A 13,349-nucleotide genomic window follows, 5' to 3' on the forward strand; every position below is an offset into this window, starting at 1 on the left:
GGTGTGCAGCCGGGCATCGAGCCGAGCCGGGAAAGCCGCCGTCGGAAGGAATCCGGCGGCCCTACGAGCCGAGGAAACCTGTGAGTGACACCCCATTCGGATTCGGCCTTCCGCCGGAGGAGCCGGAGAACGGCGACGAGGGCAGGAAGAAGGACCCCGCCGACGGTGGCCAGGGGTCCGGTGGCCAGGGCGGCGGCAACCCGTTCGGGGCCAATCCGTTCGGCTTCGGCGGCCTGCCGGGCATGGGCGGTCCGGGTGGCGCGGACAATCCGTTCGCCGCGATGTTCGGCTCGCTGAATCCGAACGACCTGGGCGCCGCCTTCCAGCAGCTCGGCCAGATGCTCTCGTACGAGGGCGGTCCGGTGAACTGGGACATGGCGAAGCAGATCGCGCGCCAGGTGGTCGCCCAGGGCACGTCCGACGGCACCAAGGACGCCAGTGTGGGTCCGGCCGAGAAGGCCGCGGTCGAGGAGGCCGTGCGCCTGGCCGACCTGTGGCTGGACGGCGTGACCTCGCTGCCCTCAGGGGCGAACACGGCCGTGGCGTGGAGCCGCGCGGAGTGGGTCGAGGCGACGCTCCCGGCCTGGCAGCAGCTGGTCGACCCGGTCGCCGAGCGGGTCGGCACGGCGATGGGCGATGTCCTGCCCGAGGAGATGCAGGCCATGGCGGGCCCGCTGATCGGCATGATGCGGTCGATGGGCGGCGCCATGTTCGGTCAGCAGATCGGCCAGGCCGTCGGCGCGCTCGCGGGCGAGGTCGTCGGCTCGACGGACGTCGGTCTGCCTCTCGGCCCGGCCGGCAAGGCGGCGCTGCTGCCGCTGAACATCGAGGCGTTCGGCAAGGACCTGGGCGTCCCCAAGGACGAGGTGCGGCTCTACCTGGCCCTGCGCGAGGCCGCCCACCAGCGCCTCTTCGCCCATGTGCCGTGGCTGCGCTCGCATCTGTTCGGCGCGGTCGAGGGCTACGCCCGCGGGATCAAGGTCGACACCTCGAAGCTGGAGGAGGCGGTGGGTCAGCTCGACCCGACGCACCCGGAGCAGCTGCAGGAGGCGCTCCAGCAGGGCATGTTCCAGCCCGAGGACACCCCGGAGCAGAAGGCCGCGCTGGCCCGTCTGGAGACGGCGCTCGCGTTGGTCGAGGGCTGGGTGGACGCGGTGGTCCACGAGGCCGCGAAGTCCCGTCTGACCTCGGCGGACGCGCTGCGCGAGACGCTGCGCAGGCGCCGGGCCAGCGGTGGTCCCGCGGAGCAGACCTTCGCCACGCTGATCGGCCTCGAGCTGCGTCCGCGCCGGCTGCGGGACGCCTCGCGGCTGTGGGCCTCGCTCACGGACGCGCGCGGGGTCGACGGCCGTGACGACCTCTGGCACCACCCGGACATGCTGCCGACGGCCTCCGACCTGGACGACCCGGACGGCTTCGTCCACCGCGAGCACCTCGACTTCTCGGAGATCGACAAGATGCTCGGCGAGGCGGCCCGCGGGGACGGCGACGACGAGGGCAAGGACGACACCGCCAAGTGAGCCTGCACGACGACGCCGTTCTCGTACTGAAGGCCTACGAGGGCCAGCAGGAGCTGCGCGGGCTCTATCTGGACCATCTCGCGGCGCACGAGGACGGGATGTGGAAGGCGTGCGGGGCCGGGCATCTGACGGCCAGCGCGCTGGTGGTGGACGCCGAGCGCGGGCGGGCTCTTCTGACCCTGCACAAGAAGCTCGGCATGTGGCTGCAGATGGGCGGCCACTGCGAGCCCGGTGACACGACGCTGGCGGAGGCGGCGCTGCGCGAGGCGACGGAGGAGTCCGGCATTCCCGGTCTCACGCTGCTGTCCGGCGGCCCCGTGCGGCTCGACCGGCATCCGATCCCGGCGCCGTGCCACTGGCATCTGGACGTCCAGTACGCGGCGCTGGCACCGGCCGGTGCGGTGGAGGCCATCAGCGAGGAGTCGCTGGACCTGCGCTGGTTCGCGTACGACGAGGTGGCGTCCGTGGCCGACACCTCGGTGGTGCGGCTCCTGGAGGACACCCTCGCCCGCCTCTAGCGCATGCGTAAGGGGCGGCCTCCAGGGAGGCCGCCCCTTACCTGTGCCGTGGTACGGCGCGTCAGTTCCAGGCGTTGTTCTGGTTCTGGGCGCGGGAGCCGTGCTGGCCGGCGCCGAACTGGGCGGCGATGCCCTGGCCGATGGCGGCGTGCTGCGGCGGCATGACCTCGCTGGGCTGGACGAGGGCGAAGCCCTGTCCGAGGAAGCTGAGCTCCCAGCCCTCACCCGTGTCGCCACGGCGGCGGCGGATGTTCGAGTTGGTCGTCTGCGCCTGCATCTGCACCCGCAGCCCGGTGGACCAGGCGACGATCGCGTCCGCGTCGACGTTGACGTACTTGTCCGGCGTCACGTGCATCATCAGCGGCTGGCCGGAGGTCATCAGGGCGACCTTGCCGCGGCCGGAGATGTTGAGCTGGTACTTGCCGGTGCCGGAGACGCCGTACTGGCTGTCGACGGCGATGACCTCGGTGTGCAGGGTCGAGTCGAGCGCCAGGACGTAGGCGCTGTCGACGGTCATGCCCTCCTGCTCGACCTCCACGACGTGGATGTACTGGGCGAGGTTGGCGAAGTAGACCGTGCCCTGGCCGGAGCAGCGCATCAGGTCGAGGCCCTCACCGGTCCTGGCCTGGGCGCGCCGCTGACTGGACGTCTGGTACTCGCCGTCGAAGTCGACGAGTCCCTGGTAGGCGACCATGGCGCCTTTGCGGGCGAGGATGTCGTCCGAGCCGGTCAGCGCCACCCGCAGCAACTGCGGGTTCTGGATGACGTACCGTTCCTGGCTCTGCTGCTCGGCGTAGTTGAAAAGCGGGCTCTGCATGGTGTGTTCTCGCTCCCCCTCAGCCCCGGACCCGCAGGCGGTCGGTGCTGTCCTCGCTCGGCTGTACGACGACGATGCCCTGGCCGGAGAAGGCCATCTGGAACGCCTCGCCGCTGCCCCGCCCGATCAGGGAGGAGGCCTTGAAGCTGCGCTTGCCCTTGACCTTGAGCGCCGGTGACCAGGCGACGAGCGCGTCCGGGTCGACGTACGTCTCGTCCTCGCCGCGGCCGCAGTCGACGACGATCGGCGTGCCGCGCGAGGTGATCGCGACCCAGCCCGTGCCGGCGATCTCGACGTTGAACAGGCCCTGGCCGGCGAACTTGGCGAGGCCCTTGACCTTCTCGACGCCCCACTGGAGGTGCGCGTCGAAGGCCAGCAGGTTGGTGCCGTTGACCGAGAGCGAGTCGTTGTTGAGGTTGATCACGACGACGTCCGCGCCGTAGTCGGCGAGGTAGAGCAGGCCGTCGCCGGAGCACTTCATGATGGGCGCGCCCTCGCCGGTGATCCACTGCTGGGCGACCTGGCGGGCCGCCGGCGGGTTGGGCTCGTAGGTGACGAAGCCCTCGTAGGCGACCATCGAGCCGGTGCGCGCGTACAGGTCGTGGCCGGAGGCCATGGCGACCTTGAGCATGGCGCGGCCGTGGTTCTCCATCCGGGCCGCCATCGGGGTCGGGGCGAAGCCCGCGAGTTGCTGGTTCATTGTTCGGGCTCCCTCAGACCTCGTACGGCTGGACGACGATGAAGTTGCCGGGAGCGCCCCGGAACTGGAGGTTGACGGTCTCACCGCTGTGCCCCGGGTACGCGTTGCGGCGCAGCCGGACCTGGCTGGAGAGGATCACCTGGGACGCGGACGACCAGGCGATGACCGCGTTGCAGTCGGCGAAGGTGGTCGGCGTGACGGGAAGGACGACGGGCACGCCGTGCGTCTTGACGACGACGGTGCCGGTGCCCTGGAACTGCATCGTGAACAGGGCGCCGCCGGGGATGCCGTGACCCTCGATCCTCCGTACTTCGTACTGGAGGGACTCGTCGAAGGCGAGCACGTTCTCGGCGGAGACGCAGATGCCGTCGCCCTGGAGCTCGATCGGGTGCAGGTGGGCGCCCTCCTCGGCGAGGAAGACCTGGCCGCGACCCGTGCAGCGCATGAGCTGCATCTCCTGGCCGGTGGCGTTGCCGACGATCCGGCCGGTGAAGCCCGCGCCCTTGTGGCTGAAGTCGACCTTGCCCTGGTACATGACCATGCTGCCCTGGCGGGCGAGGACGGGGACGCCGCCCATCTGCAGGTCGACCCGCATGAGCTGCTGGTTCTGCGGGGCCCAGCGGGCGCCGGTCGGGGTCTCCTTGAAGGGCTGGAGCGCCGCGGCGAGCCCGGGACCGCCGGCGGGAGCGCCCTGCGGCATGCCCTGCGGCACACCGGGCGGCATGCCCTGGGGCGCGCCCATCTGGCCGGGGACCTGCCCGAACTGGGGCTGCGGCTGGCCGTACGGCTGGCCCGGCACCTGCCCGCCGGGAACCTGGCCGAACTGCGGGGCCTGCGGTGCCTGCGGCGCCTGCGGCGGCTGGCCGTACGGCGAGGGGGCCGGGGCGTGGGGTGCCATCGGGGCGCCCATGGTGGGGGCCGCGTGCATCGGCTGGACCGGAGCCTGCGGGGCAGGGGCCGGAGCGGGCGCCGGTACGGGCGCGGTCGGCGGAGCGCCGAACTGCGGGGCGGGCTGAGGCGCCTGGGGCGCGGCGGGCGCACCGAACGCGGGCGGCGCCGCGGCCTGCGGTGGCGCGCCGAAGCCGGGGGCCGCCTGCGGCGCCTGCGCCGCGGGCTGCTCCTCGGCGACCTCGCCGCCGAAGTTCTTCAGCAGCGCGTCGAGGCCGCCGTCGAAGCCCTGGCCGATGGCGGCGAACCGCCAGACGTCCTTGAGGTAGAAGTCGCCCAGCATGACGGCGCGCTCGGTGGAGAACTCCGTGCCCGTGAACGGGTATCGGACGACCTCCTCACCGCCCGCCACGATGCGGATGTAGCCGGGGCCGATCTGCGACATCTGGCCGGCGCCGTCGATGGTCGCGGTGAACGACAGCTTGTGGATGTTCGCCGGGATGCGGTCCAGCGTGACCCGGAACGACTCGGTGTCGCCCGACTGCGCGCCGAGCAGCTGGATGGACTCCTCCGGCGACTTCGGCTGGTTGAAGAAGATGAAGTACCGGTCGTCCGAGAGCTGCTCGTTGGCGTCGAGGCCGAAGCAGCTGATGTCGAAGGTCAGCCCGGGCGCCGCGATCTGCACACCCACGTACAGATCGGTTCCCGGTGTGAGATCACTGATCTTGGCCTTGTGGCCGCGTTGGAATTCCCTGGCCATGCGTAACGACCGTCCCCCATCCCGAAATGTGAATGCGTCGCGCCAGGCTAACGGCTGTGTGCGACATTGAGCCAAGCCGGTACGCATTCGGTACAGGACTGAAGCGGTCCTGGCTACTCCTCGCGCGCACCCGGCAGGTGGGGCAGCTGGTCGGCGGCGACGACTCCTTCGAGGTAGCCGCGGGCACGCTCGGTGCGCGGGTAGGCCTCCAGGAGCCGCCAGAACCGGGGGCCGTGACCGGGCACCAGGAGATGCGCCAGCTCGTGGACGAGGACGTAGTCGACGACGTACTCGGGCATGCCCTGGAGCCGGTGCGAGAGGCGGATGCTGCCCTCCGACGGAGTGCACGAGCCCCAGCGGGTGTTCTGGTTGGTCACCCAGCGCACCGACGTCGGCCGGGCCCGGCCGGCGAAGTACTGGTCCGACAACCGCTCGGCACGCTCGGTGAGTTCGGCGTCACCGAGGACGCTCTTGCTCTCCTGGGCGGCCAGCTTGTCCAGCATGACCGTCACCCAGCGTTGCTCTTCCGCCTCGGACATCCGGGCCGGGATGAGCACGATGGTCCGGTCGCCCTCGCGGTAGGCGGAGACGGTTCGGCTCCGCCGGGAGCTTCTGCGGACCTCGACCGCACTCGTCCCCGAACCGCGGGTCGGCTTCCTTGTCACGCTGCGCTGTGGGTCGGCGGGCACGGGCCCGACGTTACCCGCTGTCAGCGGGGGAAGTCCCGCCTCCGGGGCGGTTCGGCGGGGCTCCGGCCACACCGTGCACCATTTGAATGATTAATACCCCGCCCCTGTGGACAACTTTCCGTGTCCGCTTCGACTCCCGGGCAATCTGACGGCGGAGGAAGTCGACGATCAAGATCACGGGGGCGGAAATGCATCCGATGCTGAAACCCGCGCTGCGAAGGGCGTGGCGCGATCTTCGGAGCGTGCAGTTCGGGGCGACGTCCGCGCACGCGGTGGTGGTCGGTCCGCTCGACACGACCACCGGCAGCCTGCTCGGGCTGCTCGACGGCACGCGCGGCATGGCGCTCCTGCGGGCCGAGGCGCGGGCCCTGGGCCTGCCGGACGGGTGGCTCGAGGGGCTGCTCGACCGGCTCGCGAAGGCCGGGCTGATCGCGGACGCCTCGGCGGGGAGACCCGGGAGGGCGGCCGGCGCGGGACGCCCGGACGGTGCGCTCGATCCCCTCCGCGCCGATCTGGCCTCACTCTCCGTCGTCCATCCGGAGCCGGACGGGGCGTTACGGCGCGTGGCCGCCCGGCGGGCGGCACGCGTCCAGGTCCGGGGCGCGGGCCGGGTCGGTGCCACGGTCGCCGCTCTGCTCTCGGCCTCGGGCGTCGGCAGGGTGGAGGTGCTGGACTCAGGATGCGTACGGCCCTGGGAGGTCTCGCCGGGCGGACTGCCGGCCGAGGCGGTGGGCGAGCGCCGGGCCGCGGCGGCGCATCGGCTCGTGGCGCGGTCGGCGCCGGGCGGCCGGCCGCCTCGTGCGGGCAGACGGGTGGCGGGTGAGGCCGGACGGGAGCCAGGGCTCTCACTCGTCGTGGTGACACCTCGGGACGGCCTCGCCGCCTACCTCCCCGACCCGCTCACCGCCGAGGGCTGGATCACGACGGGAACGCCTCATCTCTACGCGGGGGTGCTGGAGGCGACCGGTGTGGTCGGGCCGCTGGTGCTGCCCGGCGGGACGGCCTGTGCCCGGTGCGCGGTGGAGGAGCGGTCGGACCGGGAGCCGGTCTGGCCCCGCATGCTGGCGCAGTGGCGCTCGGGCCCGCCCCCGGAGGTGCCGGCCTGCGATCTGGGGCTCGCGACGGCGGTCGCCGGGCTGGCCGCGGCCCACGCGCTGGCCTTTCTCGACGGTGAGTTGCCCGCGAGCACGGGGGCTCGCTGGGAGGTGTCGCTGCCGCTTCTGGAGTGGCGCGTGGAGCGGATGAGACCTCACCCGGCGTGCCCGTGCGGCGCGGCGCGACGCGGAGAGGGGGAGCATGCCTCAAGGGCCGGAAGCCCGCACGACACAATGGCGAGGTAACGGCCCTGTGTGGCAAGGCAGTCTGGGAACTGGAGGGGCGCATGTCTGATCTTCCCCGGAAGGCGGTCACCCGGACCGCCAGGTTGGCCGCGTTGCCCCTGGGCTTCGCCGGACGGGCCACCTGGGGTCTGGGCAAGCGGATCGGCGGCAAGTCCGCGGAGCTGGTCGCGCGAGAGCTCCAGCAGCGCACGGCGGACCAGCTGTTCAAGGTGCTCGGTGAGCTCAAGGGCGGCGCGATGAAGTTCGGGCAGGCGCTGTCCGTCTTCGAGTCGGCGCTCCCCGAGGAGGTGGCCGGTCCCTACCGGGCCGCCCTGACCAAGCTCCAGGAGGCGGCGCCCCCGATGCCGACGCGGACGGTCCACGCCGTCCTGGAGGAGCGGCTCGGCCCGGAGTGGCGGGAGCTGTTCCTGGAGTTCGAGGACAAGCCGGCGGCGGCCGCCTCCATCGGGCAGGTGCACCGCGCGGTGTGGCACGACGGCCGCGAGGTCGCGGTGAAGGTGCAGTACCCGGGGGCGGGCGAGGCGCTGCTCTCCGACCTGACGCAGCTCAGCCGTTTCGCCCGGCTGCTCGGCCCGCTGATCCCCGGTATGGACGTCAAGCCCCTGATCACCGAGTTGCGTGACCGGGTCTCGGAGGAGCTGGACTACAGCCTGGAGGCGCAGGCGCAGCGGGAGCACGCGGAGGAGTTCGCGGGCGATCCCGATGTCGTGGTGCCGTCCGTGGTGCACCAGGGCGAGCAGGTGCTCGTCACGGAGTGGATCGACGGGATCCCGCTGTCGGAGGTCATCGCGGACGGTACGGAGGAGCAGCGGAACCGGGCCGGTCAGCTCCTGGCGCGGTTCCTCTTCTCCGGCCCGGCCCGCACGGGACTTCTCCACGCCGATCCGCACCCGGGCAACTTCCGGCTTCTGCCGGGTGCCGACGACGAGGACGGTCCGGAGAGCTGGCGGCTCGGTGTCCTGGACTTCGGCACGGTGGACCGGCTTCCGGGCGGACTGCCGGAGACGATCGGGACCTGTCTGCGGCTGACCCTGGAGGGCGACGCCGACACGGTCTACGAGCTGCTGCGCGAGGAGGGCTTCGTCAAGGAGTCCATCGCCCTCGACCCGGACGCGGTGCTCGAGTACCTGCTGCCGATCATCGAGCCGGCGGAGGCCGAGGCGTTCGCGTTCACCCGGGGCTGGATGCGGTCCCAGGCCGCCCGGATCGCCGACCTGCGCTCCCCCGCGCATCAGCTGGGCAAGCAGCTCAATCTGCCGCCGTCGTATCTGCTGATACACCGAGTGACCCTGAGCACGATCGGGGTGCTCTGCCAGCTGAACGCGACGGTGCGCCTCCGCGACGAGCTGGAGGAGTGGCTGCCGGGCTTCGTCCGGGCCGAGTAGCGGCGCGGGGCGGGACCGGGCGGAGGGCCGTCACCACCAGGAGGAGTCGAGGCGGCCCTCGATGGACCTGATGTTCTCGCGGGCGCAGGCCTCGCAGAAGTACTGGCGCTCGCCGTTCTCCACCGAGCAGGTCCAGGTCACCGGGAGCTCCTCCGTTGTCGTGCCGCAGCGTGCGCAGACGAAGGGTTCCTCGGGCTTCCGGGCGTCGTTCACCCTCCTGACGATAGTCCGGGGCGGCCCGGGCCGCGCCGCAACGCACCGCGGGGGCCGGTCCGTTCGGACCGGCCCCCGCGTGGTTACTTCGGGTCAGTGCATGACAGCCATGGCGAGCGCGCGCCGGGCGCGCAGCGAGACGCGCTCGGCCCGCTTCTGCATCCGCCGAGCGGCGACCAGGCGCGTGGCCTGGCGTTCCGCATCGGCTTCCCGCAGAAGGTCGTGCATATGAGCACGAGCCAGGGCTTCTTGGATGAGTTGCATTTCACGGGTCCTGTTCTGACGCGAGGCGTTCGCGCCGGAGATGGTGACGTCTGTGGTGGCGGAGCCGGACGGCTCACTGGTGGAAGAGGTCATCGGGGCCAGCTTCTGGGGATCGTGCGTGAGGGGTCGGTCGATGGTTCCGGTGACGTTCATGCCGCGACCGGGTTCTTGCGCGGGCGGCCACGCGGCCGCTTGCGGGCGACGACCACGCCCTGGACGAACAGCTCTCCACCCCAGACGCCCCACGGCTCACGCCGCTCCTGCGCACCGGCGAGGCAGGCCTCCATCAGCGGGCAGGTACGGCAGAGGGACTTGGCGTACTCGACGTCGGCCGGGGACTCGGCGAAGAAGACCTCCGGGTCGAACGAACGGCAGGGGACGGGTACGCCGAGGTTCTCGATGGCGTCGTCGAGCGCGGTGAGCGCGGTGAGGGGGGTCAAGGTGGAGTCCTCCGTGAGGCCGGGCGGCGGGATCGTTTCGGAAGTCGGTACGGACGGGGCGTGCGCTTCGAGTTGCACGGTGGGTAATTCCTCGTCTGGTCGTTCCGGCCTGTTGGGCCGGGGTTTCGGCTGGTACCGGGTGGTGCTGGTCCCGAGGCCCCTTCGCTCCGCCGTCCCCGTTCGGGGACAAACAGAAGGGCCGCGGATCCCGGGTGGGGTTCCGCGGCCCTGAAGGCGCCGGCCTGATTCAGATCAGGCTGGATCACTCCAGGGTTCGAGCCCACGGAAGGCCCACATCGTGTGGTGCTGCGTCGTCTGCTGCTTGGTTTCGGCACCGGTCGCCGCAAAGCCATAGGCCGTGGCCTTGACTGCTGCTACTCCTGCTTCCAGTGCCTTGGTCGGTCGCTCGTTGCGCTCCTTGACGGGAAGACCCGCAAGGTCGGCAGCCGGCCGCAGGGAAGCGGCGCCGGCCAGGCCGGCGCCGGACATACCGGTGCCAGGAAGACCGCTGCCAATGAACGCCGAGCCGGAGAGGCCGAGCGAGCAGGCGGAGACGACCGAGCGATCGGTCATTTTGTCGGTGCTGACGAAGCTGACGGTGGTGCTGTTGATGTTGCTGATCACTGGAATCGCCTCCTCTCGGCGTCTCGGAGGGGTCGGTGTGAGCCGGACCCTCATGTTCATTTGGACAAGTACAGCACGAAGACAGGGCTTCTTAGAAGCCGCTGTTTCCGTGGTTAAGAACCTATGGGGCTTGACGGGGGGTGCGCAAACTATTTTTTCGACGAGTTTTCCTCAGCTCTCCTCGTCGACTCCTCCACACCCCTCACCTGGTTCTTCGCCCGCGCAGAGGGCGAGAACGTCGGCCCCGAACCGGTCCAGCTTCCGCGCGCCGACCCCCGCGATTCCGGCGAGTTCCCCGCCCGTCGCGGGCACGCGCTCGGCGATCGCCATCAGCGTCTTGTCGGTGAACACGCAGTACGCGGGCTGCCCGAGCTCCCTGGCGCGGTCGCCGCGCCAGTCACGGAGCCGCTCGTAGAGCGCCTCGTCCATGTCCGAGGGGCAGTCCTCGCAGCGCATCAGCTTCATCTCGCCGGCCTCGGTGAGCGTGGCGCCGCAGACACGGCAGCGCACCGGGCCCCGGTGCTTGCGCCGTCCGGCGCCCACGGCGCGGTCCACGGACCCGCCGCCGCCCGTCCCTCCCGTGCCGCCGCTGCCCGCGCCGAGGGCGCCCGAGCCGGGCCGCAGGCCCTTGAGGAAGCGGGTGGGACGGCGGGAGGGGCGGCCGCCCGGGGAGCGGGAGAGCGCCCAGGAGAGCGTGAGGTGGAGCCGGGCGCGCGTGACCCCGACGTACAGCAGGCGGCGTTCCTCCTCGACCTGCTCGTCGGTCTTCGCGTAGGTGATCGGCATCATGCCCTCGGTGAGACCGACCAGGAAGACGGCGTCCCACTCCAGGCCCTTGGCCGCGTGCAGGGAGGCGAGGGTGACGCCCTGGACGGTCGGGGCGTGCTGGGCGGCGGCCCGCTCGTCGAGCTCGGCGACCAGGTCGGAGAGGGTGGCGCCCGGCCTGGCGCGGGCGAAGTCCTCGGCGAGCCTGACCAGTGCCGCGAGGGACTCCCAGCGGTCGCGCACGGCGCCCGAGCCCGCGGGCGGATCGGTGGTCCAACCCTTGGTGGAGAGCACGGCGCGGACCTGGGCGGGCAGGTCCTCCGCGTCATCGAGGAGGGAGTCGTTCCCCCCGGCACGGGCGGCGCCTCGCAGGGCGATGCCCGCCTCCCGTACCTCCTGGCGCTCGAAGAAACGCTCGGCGCCGCGCAGCTGGTAGGGGACACCGACGTCGGCGAGAGCCTGTTCGTAGACCTCGGACTGGGCGTTGATGCGGTAGAGCACGGCGATCTCGCCGGCCGGGACTCCGGCGGCGATCAGATCACGGATGCGGCGGGCGGTGCCCTCGGCCTCCGCGGGTTCGTCGGCGTACTCGGTGTAGGCGGGCTCGGGCCCCGGGTCGCGCTGGGAGATCAGCTCCAGGCGGTGCTCGGCGGCCCGGCCGCGGGCCTGGCTGAGCAGCCCGTTGGCGAGGTGGACGACCTGGGGGGTGGAGCGGTAGTCGCGGACGAGCTTGACCACCGTGGCGTTCGGGTGCCGGGTGCGGAAGTTCAGCAGGTGGTCGGGGGTGGCGCCGGTGAAGGAGTAGATGGTCTGGCTTGCGTCGCCGACGACGCAGAGGCTGTCGCGGTCGCCGAGCCAGAGATCGAGCAGCCGCTGCTGGAGCGGGGAGACGTCCTGGTACTCGTCCACCACGAAGTGCTGGTACTGGCGGCGGATCTGGTCGGCGATGTCGTGCCGGTCCTGGAGGACGCCGACCGTGAGCAGCAGCACGTCCTCGAAGTCGATCACCGAGCGGTCACGCTTGAGCTGCTCGTACGTCGCGTAGATCTGCGAGATCTCGGCCGGGTCGCGCGGCGCCTCGCGGACGGACTTGGCGACGACGGCCGGATAGTCGGCGGGGACGGTCTGCGTGACCTTGGCCCACTCGATCTCGCCGGTGACGTCCCGCAGCTCGTTCCGGTCGAGCCGGACGCGGCAGCGCGCGGCGGCCTCGGCGACGAGCTGGACCTTGCGCTCCAGGAGGCGGGGAAGGTCGCCACCGACGACTTTCGGCCAGAAGTACTGGAGCTGACGGAGGGCGGCGGAGTGGAACGTACGCGCCTGGACGCCTCCCGCGCCGAGCTGCCGGAGCCGGCCGCGCATCTCTCCCGCGGCCCGGTTGGTGAACGTGACGGCCAGCACACTGCCGGGCTGGAGTATCCCCGCCCGCACTCCGTAGGCGATGCGGTGGGTGATGGCCCGGGTCTTTCCCGTGCCGGCTCCCGCCAGCACGCACACCGGACCGTGCAGGGCGAGGGCGACCTCGCGCTGCTCGGGGTCGAGCCCGTCGAGCACCGCGTCGGCCGACTCGGGCACCTGCGGGAAGAGAGTGGAGTGCGTTGCTGCTGTCACCCCGCCATGCTGCCAGGTCGCGGGAGCCGGATGCCGAGCGTTGTCCACAGGGCGGGGCGAGCGGTCATACGAATCGGGAATGGCCGCGCGACCCCGTACGTTCTCACTGGGCGGACCCACCCGACCCACCCGCATCCGCGAGGAACGCGAACGACGCGTAGAAGAGGAGCGCCTGGCCATGCAGGGCACTGTGACGATGTACAGCACCACGTGGTGCGGCTACTGCCGCCGGCTGAAGAGCCAGCTGGACCGCGAGGGCATCGCGTACACGGAGATCAACATCGAGCAGGACCCGGACTCGGCCGCGTTCGTGGAGAAGGCCAACGGGGGCAACCAGACGGTGCCGACCGTGCGCATCCTTCCCACCTCCGGGACGGCCGAGGTGGTCATGACCAACCCGAGCCTCGCCCAGGTGAAGCAGGCACTCGGCGCCTGACCCCGAGCGGACGGACACGGAAGGGCCCCGGCGAGCACCCCTCGCGGGGCCCTTCCACATGGCCGGGACGGCGACCGCGTGTACCCCACTCCGCGGCGGCCAGGCACCGATTCATCCGTGAAGAGCGTCACACCTGCGAAGTTTTGATCGGGCCCTTACGCGACCCCTATGCTCTCCCCGGACCGCGATTTGCGTCTGCACATCCAGGTGGGGAAGCCAGTGCTCAACCAGAAGACCCCGGTCGCCCCGGCGCCGCGTGTACCCGATCTCGCGCCGAGCGCCCCGCCCAGCCCGACCGGGAGGAAACCCAAACGCCTCCACGTCCTGGACGGCATGCGCCTCGGCGCGGCCGTCATGGTCGTGATGTACCACTACATGG

The 13,349-nt window shown here is 71.4% G+C and carries 14 protein-coding genes; 5 read left to right on the forward strand and 9 right to left on the reverse strand.

Going from position 1 to position 13,349, the window contains the following annotated elements:
• Positions 1-80: 80 nt before the first annotated feature.
• Together ACF1G2_RS14435 and ACF1G2_RS14440 are read left to right on the forward strand one after the other, a co-directional pair.
• A complete protein-coding gene (locus ACF1G2_RS14435; RefSeq protein WP_391798543.1) occupies positions 81-1,520 on the forward strand; it encodes a zinc-dependent metalloprotease in 1,440 nt (479 codons plus the stop codon).
• The gene (locus tag ACF1G2_RS14440; RefSeq protein ID WP_391798544.1) at positions 1,517-2,038 is read left to right on the forward strand and encodes an NUDIX hydrolase; all 522 of its coding nucleotides are present in this window, start codon (positions 1,517-1,519) and stop codon (positions 2,036-2,038) included. Before ACF1G2_RS14435 ends, ACF1G2_RS14440 begins: the two co-directional genes overlap by 4 nt.
• 61 nt (positions 2,039-2,099) lie before the next feature.
• Here the strand turns inward: ACF1G2_RS14440 and ACF1G2_RS14445 are convergent, their stop codons facing one another.
• From ACF1G2_RS14445 to ACF1G2_RS14460, 4 genes are all read right to left on the reverse strand, one after another.
• A complete protein-coding gene (locus tag ACF1G2_RS14445) occupies positions 2,100-2,855 on the reverse strand; it encodes an AIM24 family protein (protein ID WP_352186958.1) in 756 nt (251 codons plus the stop codon).
• A gap of 19 nt (positions 2,856-2,874) precedes the next feature.
• Positions 2,875-3,555 (reverse strand): AIM24 family protein, encoded by a 681-nt coding sequence (locus tag ACF1G2_RS14450; protein ID WP_352186957.1) that lies wholly within the window; start codon positions 3,553-3,555, stop codon positions 2,875-2,877.
• Between the two features lie 13 nt (positions 3,556-3,568).
• The gene (locus ACF1G2_RS14455) at positions 3,569-5,203 is read right to left on the reverse strand and encodes a TerD family protein (RefSeq protein ID WP_391798545.1); all 1,635 of its coding nucleotides are present in this window, start codon (positions 5,201-5,203) and stop codon (positions 3,569-3,571) included.
• 113 nt (positions 5,204-5,316) lie between these two features.
• A complete protein-coding gene (locus ACF1G2_RS14460) occupies positions 5,317-5,892 on the reverse strand; it encodes a M48 family metallopeptidase (protein WP_391798546.1) in 576 nt (191 codons plus the stop codon).
• 188 nt (positions 5,893-6,080) lie between these two features.
• On the opposite strand from ACF1G2_RS14460, the gene ACF1G2_RS14465 reads away from it, so the two are divergent.
• Together ACF1G2_RS14465 and ACF1G2_RS14470 are read left to right on the forward strand one after the other, a co-directional pair.
• Positions 6,081-7,232, forward strand: coding sequence for a TOMM precursor leader peptide-binding protein (locus ACF1G2_RS14465; protein ID WP_391798547.1), 1,152 nt, complete (start codon positions 6,081-6,083; stop codon positions 7,230-7,232).
• A gap of 41 nt (positions 7,233-7,273) precedes the next feature.
• Positions 7,274-8,617, forward strand: coding sequence for an ABC1 kinase family protein (locus ACF1G2_RS14470; protein ID WP_391798548.1), 1,344 nt, complete (start codon positions 7,274-7,276; stop codon positions 8,615-8,617).
• A 30-nt stretch (positions 8,618-8,647) separates the two neighbouring features.
• Here ACF1G2_RS14470 and ACF1G2_RS14475 read toward each other — a convergent pair whose 3' ends face one another.
• The 5 genes from ACF1G2_RS14475 to ACF1G2_RS14495 form a co-directional block, all read right to left on the reverse strand.
• Positions 8,648-8,830, reverse strand: coding sequence for a hypothetical protein (locus tag ACF1G2_RS14475; RefSeq protein WP_391798549.1), 183 nt, complete (start codon positions 8,828-8,830; stop codon positions 8,648-8,650).
• A gap of 93 nt (positions 8,831-8,923) precedes the next feature.
• Positions 8,924-9,247 carry a hypothetical protein gene (locus tag ACF1G2_RS14480; RefSeq protein ID WP_391798550.1) on the reverse strand — a complete coding sequence of 108 codons (324 nt, stop codon included), beginning with the start codon at positions 9,245-9,247 and terminating at the stop codon, positions 8,924-8,926.
• Positions 9,244-9,612, reverse strand: coding sequence for a WhiB family transcriptional regulator (locus ACF1G2_RS14485; protein WP_352191288.1), 369 nt, complete (start codon positions 9,610-9,612; stop codon positions 9,244-9,246). Before ACF1G2_RS14485 ends, ACF1G2_RS14480 begins: the two co-directional genes overlap by 4 nt.
• A 174-nt stretch (positions 9,613-9,786) precedes the next feature.
• Entirely contained in the window at positions 9,787-10,158 is a 372-nt protein-coding gene (locus ACF1G2_RS14490; protein ID WP_391798551.1) for a hypothetical protein, read from the reverse strand.
• A 171-nt stretch (positions 10,159-10,329) separates the two neighbouring features.
• Positions 10,330-12,534, reverse strand: coding sequence for an ATP-dependent DNA helicase UvrD2 (locus ACF1G2_RS14495; RefSeq protein ID WP_391798552.1), 2,205 nt, complete (start codon positions 12,532-12,534; stop codon positions 10,330-10,332).
• Between the two features lie 178 nt (positions 12,535-12,712).
• Between ACF1G2_RS14495 and ACF1G2_RS14500 the strand changes: the two genes are divergently transcribed.
• On the forward strand, positions 12,713-12,970 hold the full coding sequence (locus ACF1G2_RS14500) for a mycoredoxin (RefSeq protein ID WP_391798553.1): 258 nt from the start codon (positions 12,713-12,715) through the stop codon (positions 12,968-12,970).
• Positions 12,971-13,349: the final 379 nt, after the last annotated feature.

The organism is Streptomyces sp. NPDC013457 (genome assembly GCF_043089925.1).
In the GTDB taxonomy this organism is placed as follows: Bacteria; Actinomycetota; Actinomycetes; order Streptomycetales; family Streptomycetaceae; genus Streptomyces.